General features: G+C 72.0%; 11 protein-coding genes, 1 pseudogene and 1 riboswitch. Of the genes and pseudogenes, 7 read left to right on the top strand and 5 right to left on the bottom strand.

Annotated features, from left to right (window positions below):
• Window positions 1-2: 2 nt before the first annotated feature.
• Window positions 3-1,061, top strand: coding sequence for an ABC transporter substrate-binding protein (locus JF597_RS46150; RefSeq protein ID WP_294011143.1), 1,059 nt, complete (start codon window positions 3-5; stop codon window positions 1,059-1,061).
• Between the two features lie 5 nt (window positions 1,062-1,066).
• Here the strand turns inward: JF597_RS46150 and JF597_RS46145 are convergent, their stop codons facing one another.
• From JF597_RS46145 to JF597_RS46130, 4 genes are all read right to left on the bottom strand, one after another.
• Complete coding sequence (locus JF597_RS46145; RefSeq protein ID WP_294011141.1) at window positions 1,067-1,747, bottom strand: response regulator; 681 nt, start codon at window positions 1,745-1,747, stop codon at window positions 1,067-1,069.
• Window positions 1,744-3,405: a sensor histidine kinase gene (locus JF597_RS46140; protein ID WP_294011139.1), complete on the bottom strand. Its 1,662-nt coding sequence runs from the start codon at window positions 3,403-3,405 to the stop codon at window positions 1,744-1,746. The genes JF597_RS46145 and JF597_RS46140 overlap by 4 nt, the downstream gene beginning before the upstream one ends.
• A gap of 83 nt (window positions 3,406-3,488) precedes the next feature.
• Window positions 3,489-4,433, bottom strand: a complete 945-nt coding sequence (locus JF597_RS46135; protein ID WP_294011137.1) for a sucrase/ferredoxin-like family protein — start codon at window positions 4,431-4,433, stop codon at window positions 3,489-3,491.
• Window positions 4,434-4,513: 80 nt separating this feature from the next.
• Window positions 4,514-5,770 (bottom strand): citrate synthase, encoded by a 1,257-nt coding sequence (locus tag JF597_RS46130; RefSeq protein ID WP_294011135.1) that lies wholly within the window; start codon window positions 5,768-5,770, stop codon window positions 4,514-4,516.
• Between the two features lie 168 nt (window positions 5,771-5,938).
• Between JF597_RS46130 and JF597_RS46125 the strand changes: the two genes are divergently transcribed.
• Entirely contained in the window at window positions 5,939-7,105 is a 1,167-nt protein-coding gene (locus JF597_RS46125) for a citrate synthase/methylcitrate synthase (protein WP_294011133.1), read from the top strand.
• 136 nt (window positions 7,106-7,241) lie between these two features.
• On the top strand, window positions 7,242-8,339 hold the full coding sequence (locus JF597_RS46120; protein WP_294011131.1) for a CobW family GTP-binding protein: 1,098 nt from the start codon (window positions 7,242-7,244) through the stop codon (window positions 8,337-8,339).
• Here the strand turns inward: JF597_RS46120 and JF597_RS46115 are convergent.
• Window positions 8,336-10,792, bottom strand: coding sequence for a DNA topoisomerase IV subunit A (locus JF597_RS46115; RefSeq protein WP_294011129.1), 2,457 nt, complete (start codon window positions 10,790-10,792; stop codon window positions 8,336-8,338). The two genes, JF597_RS46120 and JF597_RS46115, sit on opposite strands and share 4 nt — an antisense overlap.
• 265 nt (window positions 10,793-11,057) lie before the next feature.
• On the opposite strand from JF597_RS46115, the gene JF597_RS46110 reads away from it, so the two are divergent.
• From JF597_RS46110 to JF597_RS46095, 4 genes and pseudogenes are all read left to right on the top strand, one after another.
• A complete protein-coding gene (locus JF597_RS46110; RefSeq protein ID WP_294011127.1) occupies window positions 11,058-12,461 on the top strand; it encodes a pitrilysin family protein in 1,404 nt (467 codons plus the stop codon).
• Complete coding sequence (locus JF597_RS46105) at window positions 12,458-13,846, top strand: pitrilysin family protein (RefSeq protein ID WP_294011125.1); 1,389 nt, start codon at window positions 12,458-12,460, stop codon at window positions 13,844-13,846. Before JF597_RS46110 ends, JF597_RS46105 begins: the two co-directional genes overlap by 4 nt.
• Window positions 13,847-14,038: 192 nt before the next feature.
• Window positions 14,039-14,202: riboswitch (cyclic di-AMP (ydaO/yuaA leader) on the top strand.
• A 12-nt stretch (window positions 14,203-14,214) separates the two neighbouring features.
• Window positions 14,215-14,971: pseudogene (locus JF597_RS46100) on the top strand (M23 family metallopeptidase).
• A gap of 390 nt (window positions 14,972-15,361) precedes the next feature.
• Window positions 15,362-16,023: GntR family transcriptional regulator (locus tag JF597_RS46095; protein WP_294011123.1), on the top strand; the 662-nt coding region annotated here is incomplete at its 3' end.

Here is a 16,023-nt window from a genome sequence, read left to right as displayed (position 1 = left end):
GCATGCGCAAGTCCGCCAGATACAGCACCCTGGCCGCCGCCGGCCTGCTCGCCCTCTCCTCCCTCACCGCCTGCGCCAACGACGCGGCGAGCACCGCCTCCACCGGCTCCGGCGGCAAGAGCGACGGCAAGGGCACGAAGGTCAAGATCATGGTCGGTGGCCTGGACAAGGTCATCTACCTGCCCGCCATGCTCACCCAGCGGCTCGGCTACTTCGACGCCGAGGGCCTGAACGTGGAGCTGCTGACCGAGCCGGCCGGCGTCCAGGCCGAGACGGCGCTCGTCGCCGGGCAGGTCCAGGGGACGGTCGGCTTCTACGACCACACGCTCGACCTCCAGACCAAGGGCAAGGCCGTGGAGTCCGTCGTGCAGTTCTCGCGCGCTCCCGGTGAGGTGGAGGTCGTCTCCACCAAGGCGGCCGGCGACATCACCTCGCCCAAGGACTTCAAGGGCAAGAAGCTCGGTATCACCAGCCTCGGCTCGTCGACCGACTTCCTCACCAAGTACCTCGCCGTCAAGAACGGGGTGAAGGTCAGCGACTTCTCGCCGGTCGCCGTAGGTGCGGGCGCGACCTTCATCTCGGCGCTCCAGCAGGGCTCCATCGACGGCGGCATGACGACCGACCCGACCGTCGCGACGATCCTGGACAAGAAGGCGGGCAAGGTCCTGGTGGACATGCGCACGCCGGAAGGATCGCAGAAGGCGCTCGGCGGGCCCTACCCGTCGTCGAGCCTGTACATGCAGACGGACTGGGTCAACGGCCACAAGGACACCGTCCAGAAGCTGGTCAACGCGTTCGTCAAGACGCTCAAGTGGATGTCCACGCACAGCGCCGACGAGATCGCGGCCAAGATGCCCGCCGACTACGCCCAGGGCGACAAGGCCCTCTACACGCAGTCCATCAAGAGCACGCTGCCGATGTTCACCGACGACGGGGTGATGCCGGAGAACGGACCGGAGACAGTGGAGAAGGTGCTCAAGGCGTTCAACACGAACATCCAGAACGCCGATGTCGACCTGAGCAAGACGTACACCACGGAGTTCGTCGAGGCCGCGAAGTAACAGCCTCAGCCGCGGGTCGCCCACACGTAACGGTGTTCGGGGCGGCCCGCGTCGCCGTACTTGAGGGTGAGCCGGGCCCGTCCGGTGCGTTCCAGGAGCTTCAGGTAGCGCTGGGCGGTCTGGCGGCTCACGCCCGTCCGCTCGGCGATCTCCTGGGCCGACAGCGGGCCCTCCGCGCTCATCAGGGACTGGCGCACCAACTCGGCGGTGGTGGGGGAGTGACCTTTGGGCAGCCCCGGTTCGGACGGCGCGGACAGGGCGCCGAAGATGCGGTCCACCTCGGCCTGTTCGGCCTCGCCGCCGCCGTCCAGGGTGCGCCGCAGCTGCCCGTACGCCTCCAGCTTGGCGCGCAGCCCGGCGAACGCGAACGGCTTGACCAGGTACTGCAGGGCACCGTGGCGCATGGCCGCCTGCACGGTCGACACGTCCCGGGCCGCCGTCACCATGATCACGTCGGTCTGGTGGCCGCGCCGGCGCATCTCCCGGACCACCGCGAGGCCCGTGTCGTCGGGCAGATAGTGGTCCATCAGGACGAGGTCGAGGCGGGGCAGGGTCTCCAGCCGGTGCAGGGCCTCGGCCGCGTTGTGCGCCTCCCCGGCCACGTGGAAGCCGGGCACCTTCTCGACGTAGGCGGCGTTGACCCGGGCGACCCGGGTGTCGTCGTCCACGACCAGGACCTCGATCATCGGGCCTCCTCCTCGGCCGGGGTGAGCGCCGGCTCCAGCGCCGGCTCCGGCTCGGTCAGCGCCTCCGGGAGCACGACCGTGAACTGTGCGCCCCCGCCCTCCGGTTCGCCCACGGTCGCGCTGCCGCCCTGCCGTTCGGCGAGCCGGCGCACCAGGGAGAGCCCGATGCCGCGCTTGCCGTGTGCGGGCGGTTTCTTGGTGGACCAGCCGTCCGTGAAGACCAGCTCCCGCTGTTCCACCGGGATCCCGGGCCCCGTGTCACGCACCCCGAGGACGACCGCGCGGCCCTCCGCGCACAACTCCACCTCCACGCGCGCGTGCGGCGTCCCGGCGACCGCGTCCAGCGCGTTGTCCACCAGGTTGCCCACGACCGTGACCAGCCCCCTGGGATCGATCAGCCGGTCCGGGAGCCAGGTGCGGTCCGACACCCACAGGGCGACCCCGCGCTCGGCCGCGACGGTCGCCTTGCCGACCAGCAGGGCGGCCAGCAGCGGGTCCTGGATCTTCTCCGTGACCTGCTCGGCGGTGACCCGGTGGTCGCCGACCACCTCGCCGACGAACTCCACGGCGTCGTCGTACATCTCCAGTTCCAGCAGCCCGAGCAGGGTGTGCATGCGGTTCGCGTGCTCGTGGTCCTGGGCGCGCAGGGCGTCGATCAGGCCGCGCGTGGAGTCGAGTTCGCGGCCCAGTTGCTCCAGTTCGGTGCGGTCGCGCAGGGTGGCCACCGCGCCGCCGTCGTCGGTGGGCATGCGGTTGGCGACCAGGACCCGCTGGCCGCGCACGGTGAGCAGATCGGTGCCGGTCACCCGGCCGGCCAGGACGTCGGTGGTACGGCCGGCGCCTAGCGCCTCGTCGGGGGAGCGGCCGATCGCCTCGTCGCCGATGCCCAGCAGCCGCCGCGCTTCGTCGTTCAGCAGGCGGACACGGCCGCCGCGGTCGAGGGCGACGACGCCCTCCCGGATGCCGTGCAGCATCGCCTCGCGCTCCGCGAGCAGCGCCGAGATGTCGGAGAAGGCCAGGTCGCGGGTCTGCCGCTGGACCCTCCGGGAGATCAGCCAGGCGGCCAGCGCGCCGACCGCGAGGGCGCCGCCGGCATAGGCGAACAGCCCGGGGATCGTGCTCAGCAGCCGTGCCCGCACGCTGTCGTAGGCGATGCCGACGGAGACCGCCCCGATGATCCGGTGCCCGGAGTCGTACAACGGGACCTTGCCGCGTGCGGAGCGCCCCAGTGTGCCGTCGTCGATCTGCATGACCTCCTTGCCCTCCAGCGCCTCCTTGGGACTGGTCGAGACATGCTGGCCGATCTCCGAGGGCGTGGGGTGCGACCAGCGGAATCCCCGCAGGTCCATCACCACGATGTACTCGGCTCGGGTGGCCTTCCGGATTTTCTCGGCCTCCTTCTGCACCGGCCCGTCGAAGGTCGGCCGGGTCGTCAGCACGCCCTCGGCGACCTGCGGGTCCTGGGCCGTGGTCTCGGCGATCGCCAGCGCCCTGCGCATCGCCTCCTGGTCCAGCTGCTTGCTCAGCGGTGCCAGGAAGAGCCCGGTCGCGAGCACCGCGACCCCCGCGGCGATCGCCAGCTGCATCAACAGGACCTGGGAGAACACCTTCCGGGGCAGCCGGGGGCGTAGACGGCGCACGGGGGGCGTGGGGCTCATACCCATGACGGTACGTGCGCGGGTACGCCGTGCTTAAGAGGGTGTGGCGTGGATCTCTTGACCGGTTCTTGGGAAAGTCCGGGTCAGCTCGCCCACGCCGCCACCGTCCCCAGCTCCCGCAGCGACACCACGTCCATCCGGGCCGGCGACCCCAGCACCGACACCCCGCAGCTCTCCGGGCGCGGCGGCAGCGAGGCGCCCTGGGCCACGCACACCCGCCAGCGGCGGCCGTCGGTGTGGGCGACGGTGACCTCCCAGCGCGGAGCCGCGCCCTCGGTCCGTACGACGCTCAGCACGCCCGCCCGGTACTCGTCCGCCGCCTCCCGCACCGCCAGTTCGGCCGCCTGGCCGGGGCGTTCCCAGGCGGAGCAGCCGCGGCACCCCTCCAGCACCACACGGCCCTCGTGGATGCCGTGCAGGACCTCCTTGACGGCATGGGCCTCGGCGCGGCCGTACGCGTAGCCGTACGGCAGGACGAGCACCGTCGGCGAGAAGCGGTGACCACCCAGATGGGTGACCTCCCAGGTGCCCTCCACCCCGGACGCGGCCAGCTCGGCGGCGAGCGGGCGGCCCAGCAGGGCGCAGCAGCGGTCGCGCCTGCCGTTGGTGCAGACGAGGGCGAGCGGGCTGCCCGGGTGCGGCCGGCCGCCGAGGACCGCGCCGAACGAACGGTGGTCGCCCGCGCCGAGCGCGGCGAAGTCCAGGCCGAGCAGGCGGGCCGGATCGCGGGTGGTGGCGCTGTGCAGCCAGACGGCGCCGGGGACCGTGTGGGCGACGTACACCTGGCGTACGGCGGAGGTGCCGGGGTCCGCGTGGCGGCCGGGGCGGCGGATGAGCGCGATCCGTACGCCGGTCCCGTGGGCGGCGGCCTCCAGGGCGCGGCCCAGGGCGGGGTCCAGATGGCTCGAGGTGAGCGCCTTGGGACCCCACGGGCCGGGCTGTTCCAGCAGCAGCCACGTCGTCGCGGTGGCGGCGGTACCCGAAACGGGCTCGTCGAGCATCCTGGAGACGGTTGCGCACCTACTCACAGAGGTGAGCCTAACCTGACTTTGCCCCGGGTGGCGTCCGGCCTCGCCCGTTCGGGACTCCGGCGCGGGCACCGAAGGCGCTATTCCGGCAGGGGCTGCGGTGGTTTCGGGCCGACGTAGTGGCCGCTGGGGCGCATGCGCAGCGGGCGCTCGCCGTACTCCTCCAGGGCGTGGGCGATCCAGCCCGCCGTCCGGGCGACGGCGAAGATCGTCTCGCCCGCGGTGGCCGGCATGCCGCAGGAGGCCGTGAACACGGCGAGCGCCAGGTCCACGTTGGCGTGCAGCGGGGTGTGCCGGGCGGTCGTGGCGACGATGTCCCGGGCCGCGAGCAGGGCGGGCTCCGCGCGGGGCACCTCCTCCAGCAGTGCGAAGAGCACCCGCGCGCGTGGGTCCTCGCCCTGGTAGAGGCGGTGGCCGAGGCCGGGGATGCGGCGGCCCGCGCGGAGTTCGTCCGCGATCACCGTGACCGCGGTGCCCTGGTCGAGGACGTCGAGCAGCAGCCGGTGGGCGAGACCGCTGGAGGCGCCGTGCAGGGGGCCTTCGAGCACGCCGAGCCCTGCCGAAACGGCCGCGTAGGCGTGCGCACGGGCGGAGGCGGCGACCCGGACGGCGAGGGTGGAGGCGGCCAGGTCGTGGTCGACGAGCAGCGCGAGCGCGGTGTCCAGCACGCGCAGTTCGGCGTCACCGGGGTCGGCGCCGGTCAGCCGGCGCCACAGGCGGTGGGCCAGCGGGCCGTCGTCGTGTCCCCGCCGGCGCCGCACCGGGAGGGCGGCTACGAGCGTGGGGATGAGCACGCGCGCGGTGCCCAGGACGGACTGCTCGGACAGGTCGAAACGCAGCGGGTCCTCGGCGGCCGCGGCGATCGTGGCCACCCGCAGCCGGTCGGTGGGTGTGGTGTGCTCGGGCAGTGCGTCGACGGCCCGGCGGGCGACCGCCAGGGTGGCCTCGGGAGCGGTGAAGGTCACGCCCCGGGTCATGCGGCCCGTCCACAGCCACTCGGCCACCTCCTCGTAGGAGTGGTGAGCGGCGAGTTCGGCGGCGTCGACACCCCGGAAGAAGTACCGGTCCTCGTCGATCAGCGTGATCCGGGTGCGCACCGACAGGTCACCGCCGGAGCCCGGACTCCCGGCGGCCTCCCGCCGGTTGCGCCGGGCGAGCGCCGCCACCTCCCCGGCGTCGAAGGTACTGGCACGGCCCCCGGGCTCGCGTCTGCTGCTGAGCTGGCCCCGGCTCACATAGGCGTACACGGTCTCGGGCTTCACGCCGAGCAGTTCGGCGGTCTCCCTGGTGCTCAGCCGCCGCGCGGGACTGCCGGGAGCGGGGTGTTGATCGCGCATGGGCGTCACCGTAGCCGCTGCGGTGTGGATTGACCCGATCAATGTTGATGGAGACGCGTGGGCGCCGAGTGACCTGTAAGACACTATATTGATCTAATCAACATTGACATGGATCAAATCAATCATAGAGAGTCGAGTCATCTTCAGGGAGGAACACGGAGGCACGTCATGTCCGTCAACAGAACCGCGTCGACCCTTGTCGAGGTGCCGCGCGGGCTCGCCGGCGTCGTCGTCACGGAGACCGAGGTCGGTGACGTCCGGGGGAGCGAGGGCTTCTACCACTACCGCGAGTACTCGGCGGTCGAACTCGCCCGTACCCGCGGCTTCGAGGACGTCTGGCACCTCCTCGTCCACGGCGAGCTGCCGGACCCGGAGCGTGCGGCCGCCTTCGCCGCCGAGACCGCCGCGCTCCGGCGCCTGCCCGCCGAGGTCCGGGCGGCCCTGCCCGCGGTGGCCGCGGCGAGCGGCACGTCCGGCCCGCTGGCGGGGCTGCGCACCGCCCTCTCGCTGCTCGGCGCGGCCAAGGGGTTCCGGCCGGTGTACGACATCGACGCGGACCGGCGCCGGGCCGACACCGTCGCCGCCTGCGCGGCCGTACCGACGCTGCTCACGGCGCTGTACCGGCTGGGGCAGGGGCTCGACCCGGTGGAACCGCGCGAGGACCTGTCGTACGCGGCCAACTACCTCTACATGCTGACGGGCACGGAACCGGACCCCCGGCGAACGCGTGCGGTCGAGCAGTACCTGATCTCAACCATTGATCACGGATTCAATGCGTCAACGTTCACCGCACGCGTCATCGCGTCGACCGGCGCCGATGTCGCGGCCTGCCTCGTGGGTGCCGTCGGGGCCCTGTCCGGGCCGCTGCACGGGGGTGCGCCCAGCCGTGCCCTGGACACCCTGGACGCGATCGCGACGCCGGACCGGATCGACCCGTGGATCCGCGAGCGGGTCCTCGCCGGTGACCGCGTGATGGGCTTCGGGCACGCGGTCTACCGTACGGAGGACCCGCGTTCCCGCATGCTCCGTGAGATCGCCCAGGAGTTCGGCGGCCCCCGGGTCGAGTTCGCCGTCGAGGTCGAACGCCATGTGGAGCGCATACTCGCCGAACTGAAGCCCGGCCGCGAACTCCACACCAACGTCGAGTTCTACGCGGGCGTGGTCATGGAACTGTGCGGCCTGCCCCGGGAGATGTTCACCCCGACGTTCGCGGCGGCCCGCGCGATCGGCTGGAGCGCCAACATCCTGGAACAGGCGACCGACTCGAAGATCATCCGGCCTGTGGCACGGTACGTGGGGCCGAAGCCGGAGGCGGCCGGCGCCGTCCCCGCGTAGCCGGAACGCGGCAGGGGGCGGCAGGGCCGACGGGGGTGGGTGACGGGCCGACGGCGCCGACGGGGCACGACGCCCGGCCCGGCCGTTTCCTATCCTGGACCGGCCCGCCACCCCACCCGCGCGAAAGAGGCCCCCGTTGGAGCACCACCCCACCCCCCGGCAGATCCCGGTGGTCGTCCTCGCCGGATTCCTGGGGTCCGGGAAGACCACGCTCCTCAACCACCTGCTGCACCGCAGCGGAGGCAGCCGCATCGGGGCGATCGTCAACGACTTCGGGGCCATCGAGATCGACGCGATGGCCGTGGCCGGCGCCCTCGGCGACTCGACCGTCTCGCTCGGCAACGGGTGCCTGTGCTGTGCCGTCGACGCCAGTGAACTGGACGTCTACCTGGAGCGGCTCGCGGGCCCCGGCACCGGTGTCGACGTCATCGTCATCGAGGCCAGCGGTCTCGCCGAACCCCGGGAACTCGTCCGGATGCTGCTCGCCAGCGAGCATCCGGGCATCGTCTACGGCGGCCTCGTCGAGGTCGTCGACGCCGCCGAGTTCGACGACACCCGCGCCAAGCACCCCGAGATCGACCGGCATCTCGCCCTGGCCGACCTGGTCGTCGTCAACAAGCTCGACCGGGCGGCGGAGGGCGGCGAGCGCGTCCTCGGACTGGTGCGGTCGCTCAGCGACCGCGGGGCGGCCGTCGTCCCCGCGACCTACGGCCGTGTCGACCCCGAGTTCCTGTTCGACTGCCGGCCCACCGCGGAGCGCATCGGACAGCTGTCCTTCGACGACCTGCACGACCACGACGACGGCGGCGGCGACGGCGGAGACGGCGCGCACGGGGGACACCTGCACACCGCCTACGACAGCCTGTCCTTCGCCGCCGCGCTGCCCCTCGATCCCCGTCGGCTGATGGCCTTCCTCGACAGCCGTCCCGAGGGGCTCTACCGGATCAAGGGGTACGTCGACTTCGGGCCGTACGACACGGGCAACCGGTACGCCGTGCATGCCGTGGGGCGCTTCCTGCGGTTCTACCCGGAGGCCTGGGGACGCGGCGAGGAACGGCTCACGCAGCTCGTGCTGATCGGCTCCGGCATCGACGCGGCCGCACTCCGCAAGGAGCTGGAGGCATGCACGAACGACGCCCCGCACGCCGACGAGCACGGCATGTGGGGCGTCCTGCGCTATGTCCAGGGCCTGGCGGAGGGCCCCGACGACGGGTACGACGGGTGGGAGGCCTAGACCGGGCCCGCCACCACCGACACCGTCTTCGCCAGCGACACGCCGGAGCCGTCCCGGCGCGGGTCGATCTCCGGGAGGCCGACCGGGGTGCCGTTCTTCTGGGCCGCCTTCGCCGGGACCGGGCCCGCCCAGGCGAAGGACAGGCAGTCCTCGCCCTTCAGGAACCGCTGGCAGCGCACGCCGCCGGTGGCCCGGCCCTTGCGGGGGTACTGGTCGAACGGGGTCAGCTTGGCCGTCGTCTGCACCGAGTCGTCGAGGGTGCCGCGCGAGCCGGCCACCGTGAAGACCACCGCGTCGGCGGCCGGGTCGACGGCCGTGAACGAGATGACCTTCGCTCCCTCGGTCAGCTTGATGCCCGCCATACCGCCCGCCGGGCGGCCCTGCGGACGCACCTGGGAGGCCTGGTAGCGCAGCAGTTGCGCGTCGTCCGTGATGAAGACCAGGTCCTCCTCGCCGGTCCGCAGCTCCACCGCGCCGACGATCCGGTCGCCCTCCTTGAGGGTGATGACCTCCAACTCGCCCTTGTTGGACGGGTAGTCGGGGACCACGCGCTTGACCACGCCCTGCTCGGTGCCGAGGGCGAGCCCCGGCGAGGACTCGTCCAGCGTGGTCAGGCAGACCGCCGTCTCGCCGTCCTCCAGGGAGAGGAACTCGGACAGGGGCGCGCCGCCGGCGAGGTTCGGGGCGGTCGCCGTCTCCGGGAGCTGCGGGAGGTCGACGACGTTGATGCGCAGCAGGCGGCCCGCCGAGGTGACCGCGCCGACCTCACCGCGCGCGGTCGCGGGAACCGCCGAGACGATGACGTCGTGCTTGGCCCGCTTGGTGTCGGTGTCCGCCGCGAACGGCTCGCCGTTCGTCGTGCGGGCCAGCAGGCCCGTCGAGGAGAGCAGCACCCGGCACGGGTCGTCGGCCACCTGGAGCTCCACCACGGTCGCCGGGGCGCCCGAGGCCTCCAGCAGGACCGTGCGCCGCTCGGTGCCGAACTTCTTGGCCACCGCGGCCAGCTCGGCCGAGACCAGCTTGCGCAGCTCCGCGTCCGACTCCAGGATCCGGGTCAGCTCGGCGATCTCCGCGGTGAGCCTCTCCTTCTCCGCCTCCAGCTCGATGCGGTCGTACTTGGTGAGCCGGCGCAGAGGCGTGTCGAGGATGTACTGCGTCTGGATCTCCGACAGCGAGAAGCGCTCGATCAGGCGCTCCTTGGCCTGCGCGCTGTTCTCGCTGGAGCGGATCAGCCGGATGACCTCGTCGATGTCGACGAGGGCAGTGAGCAGGCCCTCCACCAGGTGCAGCCGGTCGCGGCGCTTGCCGCGGCGGAACTCGCTGCGCCGGCGGACCACGTCGAAGCGGTGGTCCAGGTAGACCTCGAGGAGTTCCTTGAGGCCCAGGGTGAGCGGCTGGCCGTCCACCAGCGCCACGTTGTTGATGCCGAAGGACTCCTCCATCGGCGTCAGCTTGTAGAGCTGCTCCAGGACCGCCTCCGGCACGAAGCCGTTCTTGATCTCGACGACCAGACGCAGCCCGTGCTCGCGGTCGGTGAGGTCCTTGACGTCGGCGATGCCCTGCAGCTTCTTGGCGTTGACCAGGTCCTTGATCTTGGCGATGACCTTCTCGGGGCCGACCGTGAAGGGCAATTCGGTGATGACCAGGCCCTTGCGGCGGGCCGTCACCGTCTCCACCGCCACCGTGGCCCGGATCTTGAAGGTGCCGCGGCCCGTCTCGTACGCGTCCCGGACGCCCTCCAGACCGACGATCCGGCCGCCGGTGGGCAGGTCGGGGCCGGGGACGTACTTCATCAGCGCGTCCAGGTCCGCGTTCGGGTAGCGGATCAGGTGCCGGGCGGCCGCGATCACCTCGCCGAGGTTGTGCGGCGGCATGTTCGTCGCCATGCCGACCGCGATCCCCGACGAGCCGTTCACCAGCAGGTTCGGGAACGCCGCGGGCAGCGCCACCGGCTCCTGCTCCTGGCCGTCGTAGTTGGGCGCGAAGTCGACCGTGTCCTCGTCGATCGACTCGGTCATCAGACTGGTCGCCTCGGCCATCCGGCACTCGGTGTACCGCATGGCGGCCGGCGGGTCGTCGTTGCCCAGCGAGCCGAAGTTGCCGTGGCCGTCGACCAGCGGGACCCGCATCGAGAACGGCTGGGCCATGCGCACCAGCGCGTCGTAGATCGACGAGTCCCCGTGCGGGTGCAGCTTGCCCATCACTTCGCCGACCACGCGCGCGCACTTCACATAGCCGCGCTCGGGGCGCAGCCCCATCTCGTTCATCTGGTAGACGATCCGGCGGTGCACCGGCTTGAGTCCGTCGCGGGCGTCCGGCAGGGCGCGCGAGTAGATGACCGAGTACGCGTACTCGAGGTAGGAGCCGCGCATCTCGTCCACGACGTCGATGTCGAGGATCCTCTCCTCGAACGCGTCGTCGGGCGGCGGGGTCTTCGTGCTGCGGCGGGCCATCGCTGCCGGCTCCTTGCTCATGCGTGAACGGATCTGACGCGGACCATTGTGGACCGCGGCACTGACAACCCGGGCCAGGGCCCGGTCGCCGCGGCCCGCTCCGGTGCCGGAAGCCGTCACAGGGCGGGTGGGACGCAGGCTACGCGATCCGCTGTGGGCGTACGTCGTGCGGGAACTTCGCCGGGTCCCCGCACGCTTGCATACAGTGGCAGGACCGGCAGAAAAACCGCGGTTCGGGACCGCTTCCGCGAGCGAAGGGACGTACATGCCCATGGGTCACACGACCACGGCCGAGACAGGCTCCGGGGGCCTGGCAGCGACCGAGCACCGCTTGGCCAACGGTCTGCGCGTGGTGCTCTCCGAGGACCACCTGACCCCGGTCGCGGCGGTCTGCCTCTGGTACGACGTCGGTTCCCGGCACGAAGTCAAGGGGCGTACCGGCCTGGCTCACCTTTTCGAGCACCTGATGTTCCAGGGCTCCGCCCAGGTGAAGGGCAACGGCCACTTCGAGCTCGTCCAGGGCGCCGGCGGCTCGCTCAACGGCACCACGAGCTTCGAGCGCACCAACTACTTCGAGACCATGCCGGCCCACCAGCTGGAGCTCGCGCTCTGGCTGGAGGCCGACCGCATGGGCTCCCTGCTCGCCGCCCTCGACGACGAGTCGATGGAGAACCAGCGCGACGTCGTCAAGAACGAGCGCCGCCAGCGCTACGACAACGTCCCCTACGGCACGGCCTTCGAGAAGCTGACCGCGCTCGCCTACCCCGAGGGCCACCCCTACCACCACACGCCGATCGGCTCGATGGCGGACCTGGACGCGGCCACCCTGGAGGACGCGCGCGCGTTCTTCCGCACCTACTACGCGCCCAACAACGCGGTGCTCTCCGTGGTCGGCGACATCGACCCGGAGCAGACCCTCGCCTGGGTCGAGAAGTACTTCGGCTCCATCCCGGCGCACGACGGCAAGCCCACCCCGCGGGACGGCTCGCTGCCCGACATCATCGGCGAGCAGCTCCGCGAGGTCGTCGTGGAGGAGGTCCCCGCGCGGGCGCTGATGGCCGCCTACCGGCTCCCGGAGGACGGCACGCGCGTGAGCGACGCGGCCGACCTGGCCCTCACCGTCCTCGGCGGCGGCGAGTCCTCCCGCCTCTACAACCGCCTGGTGCGACGGGACCGTACGGCCGTCGCGGCCGGCTTCGGCCTGCTGCGGCTCGCCGGGGCGCCCTCGCTGGGCTGGCTGGACGTGAAGACCTCCGGTGACGTCGAGGTGCCGGTCATCGAGGCCGCCATCGACGAGGAGCTCGCCCGGTTCGCCGAGGAGGGCCCGACGCCCGAGGAGATGGAGCGCGCCCAGGCCCAGTTGGAGCGCGAGTGGCTGGACCGGCTGGGCACCGTCGCGGGCCGCGCGGACGAACTGTGCCGCTATGCCGTCCTGTTCGGCGACCCGCAGCTCGCCCTGACTGCCGTCCAGCGCGTCCTGACGGTCACCCCGGAGGAGGTCCAGGAGGTCGCCAAGGCCCGCCTGCGCCCCGACAACCGCGCGGTGCTCGTCTACGAGCCGCTGTCCGCGGAGTCCGCGGAGCACACCCAGGAGGCGGGGCGCGGTGAGGACCCGGAGCAGGAAGCGACCGTAGAGGCCGGCAACGAGAACGAGGAGACGGCCAAGTGACCGAGCTCGCCACCATGGACTTCCACCCCCAGCCGCAGCCGGGCGAGGCCAAGCCCTGGGCCTTCCCGGCCCCCCAGCGGCACACCCTGGACAACGGCCTGACCGTGCTGCGCTGCCACCGCCCCGGCCAGCAGGTCGTCGCCGTCGAGGTGCTCCTGGACGCGCCCCTGGACGCCGAGCCGGCCGGCCTGGACGGCGTCGCCACGATCATGGCGCGCGCCTTCTCCGAAGGCACCGACAAGCACGCCGCCGAGGAGTACGCCGCCGAGCTGGAGCGGGCCGGCGCCACCCTCGACGCGCACGCCGACCACCCCGGCGTCCGCGTCAGCCTGGAGGTCCCCGCCTCCCGGCTCGCCAAGGGCCTCGGGCTGCTCTCCGACGCCCTGAGGGCGCCCGCCTTCGCCGAGAGCGAGGTCGAGCGACTGGTCCGCAACCGCCTCGACGAGATCCCGCACGAGCTGGCCAACCCCAGCCGCCGGGCCGCCAAGGAGCTCTACAAGGAGCTGTTCCCGTCGACCGCGCGGATGTCCCGTCCGCGCCAGGGCAGCGAGGACACCGTCGAGAAGATCGACGCGGCCGCCGTCCGCGCGTTCTACGACCGGCACGTCCGCCCCGCCACGGCCACCGTGGTCGTCGTCGGCGACCTGACCGGCATCGACCTGGACGAGCTGCTCGGCGAGACCCTGGGCGCCTGGCGCGGTTCCACCGCGCAGCCCCGGCCGGTCCCGCCGGTGACCGCCGACGACACCGGCCGGGTCGTCATCGTGGACCGCCCCGGAGCCGTCCAGACCCAGCTGCTCATCGGCCGCGTCGGCCCCGACCGGCACGACCGCGTCTGGCCCGCCCAGGTGCTCGGCACCTACTGCCTGGGCGGCACCCTCACCTCCCGCCTGGACCGCGTCCTGCGCGAGGAGAAGGGCTACACCTACGGCGTCCGCTCCTTCGGACAGGTCCTGCGCTCCGCCCCCGACGGCAGCGGCGCCTCGATGCTCGCCATCAGCGGCTCCGTGGACACCCCGAACACCGGCCCGGCCCTGACCGACCTGTGGACGGTGCTGCGCACCCTCGCCGCCGAGGGCCTCACGGACGCCGAGCGCGACGTGGCCGTGCAGAACCTCGTCGGGGTGGCGCCGCTCAAGTACGAGACGGCGGCGGCCGTCGCCGGCACCCTGGCCGACCAGGTCGAGCAGTACCTGCCCGACGACTTCCAGGCCACGCTGTACCGGCAACTCGCCAACACGGGCACCGTGGAGGCCACCGCGGCGGTCGTGAACGCCTTCCCGGTGGACCGCCTGGTGACCGTCCTCGTCGGGGACGCGGCACAGATCAAGGAGCCCGTCGAGGCGCTCGGGATCGGCGAAGTCACGGTCGTCACCGCCGAGTAGTGGCACACGCGTGTGCAGAGCCCTGGTGACCACCCGGTCACCAGGGCTCTGGAATGTCCGAATTGGGGCGGAGGTTGCCTGTCTGCCCTGTGGGATGCGCGACAAAAACGAGGTTCCGTTTGAGCATTGAAGGCGGGCTTTCGTAGGTTCTTCCGGGCTGTCCGTCAGGCATCGCGCCGCGTCCGCGGCACCGGGCAGCCATCGCCGAGTCCCCGTACGGCGCGAGCCAGGGGAGCCGGGGACCCACGCAGTCCCTGGGGTGAATCGGGCGCCCGCGCGTGTCGCGAGGGGGCCCGTAGGAGACCTTCCTGCTCCGAACCCGTCAGCTAACCCGGTAGGCGAGAGGGAAGGAAAGGACCAGCCTCTACATGGCGTTCATGTGCGCCTCCGGGAAGCACCGTCGTCCCGGCCGGGTGAAGCGCACCACCGCGCAGGCCGCCGGTATCGCGGCCCTCACCGCCACGGGTGTCATCGGCACCGTCTTCCGCCGCCCCGGCGCTCGCCGCCGAGAACTCCGTGGAGCAGACCGGCCTCACCCCGGTCATCACCATCAGCGACTCCGTCGCCGAGCAGATCGACGCCCAGGCCACCGTCCAGAAGGCGGTCGCCGAGCGCAAGGCGGCCGAGGAGGCCGCCCGCAAGAAGGCCGCGGAGCAGGCCCGGAAGGAGCGCGCGGCCAAGGCACGTGCCGCCCGCGAGGCCGAGCGCAAGCGCCTCAACACCTTCGTCGCGCCGATCAGCGACTCCTACGTCTCCACCGGCTACAAGACCGGCGGCTCCCTGTGGTCCTCCGGTACCCACACCGGCATCGACTTCCACGCCGCGAGCGGGACGGTCGTGCACGCGGTCGGCACCGGCACGGTCGTCTCCACCGGCTGGGGCGGGGCGTACGGCAACGAGATCGTCATCAAGATGGCCGACGGCATGTACACCCAGTACGGCCACCTCTCGTCCATAGGCGTCTCGGTGGGCCAGAAGGTCACCCCGGGCCAGCAGATCGGCCTCTCCGGCGCGACCGGCAACACGACCGGTCCCCACCTCCACTTCGAAGCCCGTACGACCCCCGAGTACGGCTCCGACGTCGACCCGGTCGCCTACCTCCGCAAGCACGGTGTGAACGTCTGACCGGAGCCGGTCGGCTGCGCTGGGGCCGACGTGGCCTCGGTGCGGGTGCGGGTGCGTGGGGGTTCCTCGCGCGGCTCCTCCCCCAGCCTTCGGCCGGGGGTACCCCCAGCGCCCCTGAAGGGGCGCTGCGCGTGACGCCCCTGAAAGGGGCGCGGGGAACTGCGCGACCGGCCACGACGCACCCGCAGCCGACCACCGTGCGACAACAACTCGTGAGATCTTCCGGAGCCCCGGCCCCCACGCCGGGGCTTTCGTCGTTTTCGTGCCCCCGCTGTCCAAAATATATCCCTGGATTCCGGCCCCCCGTCGGAAATTCCGGCCCATTGCAATAGAGTCACGGAACGGGCGCCACTGGGCGGCGTTTCACGGGGATTAAGGCGGAGGTCGGACATGCGTATTCCGGCGCACTCGGTATGCACGGCGATCCGGGACGACATCGTCGCGGGTGTCTACGAGCGCGGCAGCCGGCTCACCGAGGAACTCCTGGCCCGCCGTTACGGGGTCTCGCGCGTCCCCGTCCGCGAGGCCCTGCGCACCCTGGAGGCCGAGGGCTTCGTCGTGACGCGCCGGCACGCGGGCGCGTGCGTGGCCGAACCGACCGAGCAGGAGGCCGCCGACCTGCTGGAGATGCGCATGCTCCTGGAACCGCTCGGCGCCGCCCGGGCCGCCCAGCGGCGCACCGACGCCCATCTCAAGGTCCTGCGCGGCCTGGTCAGACTGGGCCAGGAGCGGGCCAGGAGGGGCAACAGCGAGGATCTGCGCTCCCTGGGGGGCTGGTTCCACGAGACGCTCGCCCAGGCCTCCGGCAGCCCCGCGCTGACCTCGATGCTGACCCAGCTGCGCCACAAGATCGCCTGGATGTACGCCGTGGAGGCACCGGCCAACCCCGTGGAGTCCTGGGCGGAGCACGGCGCGATCGTCGACGCCGTGGCCCGCGGCGACGGCGAACGCGCGCGTGCCGTCACGGCGCAGCACACCGAGCGTTCGAGCGCGGCGCACCGGCTGCGCTTCGGCACGGCGGACCGCGCGAACGGTGTGAGGAACTCGCAACA

The organism is Streptomyces sp. (genome assembly GCF_019510245.1).
GTDB lineage: Bacteria > Actinomycetota > Actinomycetes > Streptomycetales > Streptomycetaceae > Streptomyces.
The sequence above is the reverse complement of the archived record's forward strand: the minus strand, read 5'-3'. Positions and strand labels throughout refer to the sequence as shown.